This is a genomic window from Rhodococcus sp. (in: high G+C Gram-positive bacteria), assembly GCF_049591685.1.
In the GTDB taxonomy this organism is placed as follows: Bacteria; Actinomycetota; Actinomycetes; order Mycobacteriales; family Mycobacteriaceae; genus Rhodococcoides.
Map to the genome: position 1 here is coordinate 1 of NZ_JBAWFH010000366.1, position 2,051 is coordinate 2,051.

1 protein-coding gene and 1 pseudogene are annotated in these 2,051 nt (G+C 63.0%); both read left to right on the forward strand.

Annotation, left to right across the window (positions count from 1 at the left end; translation table 11 throughout):
- Positions 1–588: pseudogene (locus WBQ44_RS15205) on the forward strand (IS3 family transposase); the annotation flags it as partial.
- Positions 589–614: 26 nt separating this feature from the next.
- A complete protein-coding gene (locus WBQ44_RS15210; RefSeq protein WP_495567506.1) occupies positions 615–2,012 on the forward strand; it encodes an IS30 family transposase in 1,398 nt (465 codons plus the stop codon).
- Positions 2,013–2,051: the final 39 nt, after the last annotated feature.

Below are 2,051 nucleotides of genomic sequence, written 5' to 3' on the forward strand. Positions count from 1 at the left end.
GAGAAGGATTGTTTTCCGGTTATCAAGATGTGTTCATGGCTGGATGTGTCTCGCGCGGGGTTCTACGAATGGCGAAACCGGCCGTTGTCACAGACCCAGATACGACGAAATACTTTACAGTCACTTATTGCTCACATCTTTGTGAGGAACCGTTGCGTGTACGGGCATCGACGTGTTCATGCGGTACTCAAAAATTCTGGCCACCGCGTCGGCCTGAGCACGGTGGCGGCGATAATGGCCCGTCAAGGTTTAGTCGCTGCGCAGCGGAAAGCCTACAAACGCACCACCGTTACCGACCCGGCAGCGCCAAGGCCCGCTGATCTTGTGGCTCGGGATTTCACCGCACACGCTCCGGGAGAAAAACTCGTCGGTGACATCACATACGTCAAAACCGGTGAAGGATGGCTATTTTTAGCGACCGCAATTGACCTGTATTCGAAAAAGGTAGTGGGATGGTCGATGAAAGATCATATGCGAACAGACTTGATCTGTGACGCACTATCTATGGCGACATCGCGGGGGGCAGTAAAGCACGGCGCGATATTTCATTCCGACCGCGGAAGTCAAGGCGGATTCCAGTGGTGGTCGCAACACCTTGAGTGTGGAGGTGTGTCATGGCTGCTGCTGTCAGGTCGCGGGACGCGGATCGGGCGGTGCGTCCGACGTTGCGGTCACCGGGGCGTCCGCCGGCGGCGCGTGTGGTCGAACGGGAATTCTGGTGCAGGATCGCCCAAGGCGCGTCGAGTGAGGCCGCTGCCGCGGACTGTGGCGTGTCGGGGCCGGTGGGGTCGCGCTGGTTCCGCCACGGTGGCGGGATGCCACCCATCAGCCTCGCCGAACCATCGGGGCGTTATCTGTCGTTCGCTGAGCGAGAGGAGATCGCGCTGCTGAGGGCAGAGAAGAAAGGCGTGCGCGAGATCGCTCAGCGAGTCGGGCGCAGCCCATCGACTATCTCGCGGGAACTGCGCCGCAACACCGCCACCCGCAGTGGGCGACTGGAGTACCGGGCGTCGGTGGCGCAGTGGAAGGCCGAGTTCGCCGCCCGGCGCCCTAAGGCTGTCAAGCTCGCCACCAACGATCAGCTGCGCGACTACGTTCAGGCACGACTCGCTGGCGCGATCACCGACGCCGAAGGCAGGCCGATCCCGGGACCGAACGTGCCGTGGAAGGGGCGACGTCACGGCCGCCGGGCGGACCGGCGCTGGGGCGTGGCGTGGAGCCCGGAGCAGATCAGTCGACGGCTGCGGGTCGACTTCCCCGATGATGAAACGATGCGGATCTCCCACGAGGCCATCTACCAGGCTCTCTATATCCAGGGCCGGGGCGCGCTGAAGCGGGAGCTGGCCGCGTGTCTGCGTACCGGCCGGGCGTTACGGGTGCCACAGGCCCGTACCCGCGGCCGAGGCAAGAAGTTCGTCACCCCAGAGATCCTGATCAGCCAGCGGCCTGCCGAGGTCGCCGACCGGGCCGTGCCCGGACACTGGGAGGGAGATCTGATCATCGGGCTGAACCGTTCCGCGATCGGCACCCTGGTCGAGCGGACTACCCGGTTCACCATGCTGCTGCACCTGCCGCGCATGCAGGGCTACGGCGCCACCGAACCGGTCAAGAACGGACCACCATTGGCCGGCCACGGAGCCGCCGCGGTCCGCGACGCCATCATCGAGCAACTCGGCAGCCTGCCTGACCAGCTGCGCCGGTCGTTGACATGGGACCAGGGCGCCGAGATGGCCCAGCACGCCCAACTCCGGATCGAGTCCGGGATCACAGTCTACTTCTGCGACCCGCACTCGCCCTGGCAGCGAGGCAGCAACGAAAACACCAACGGCCTGCTGCGCCAATACTTCCCCAAGGGAACCGACCTGTCCCGCCACAGCCCGAACGACCTGCAAGCGATCGCCACTGTGCTCAATGCCAGACCCAGGAAAACCCTCAAATGGAGAACCCCAGCGGAAACCCTAGACAAGCACCTAAAATCATTCCAACAGACAGGTGTTGCATCGACCCCTTGAACCTAAGCTGTATCCCAACACACTTTGCGTGAACTTGTT

Coding starts and splice junctions, on each gene's coding strand:
- WBQ44_RS15210 (WP_495567506.1), top strand. CDS start 615: ATGGCTGCTGCTGTCAGGTCGCGGGACGCGGATCGGGCGGTGCGTCCG.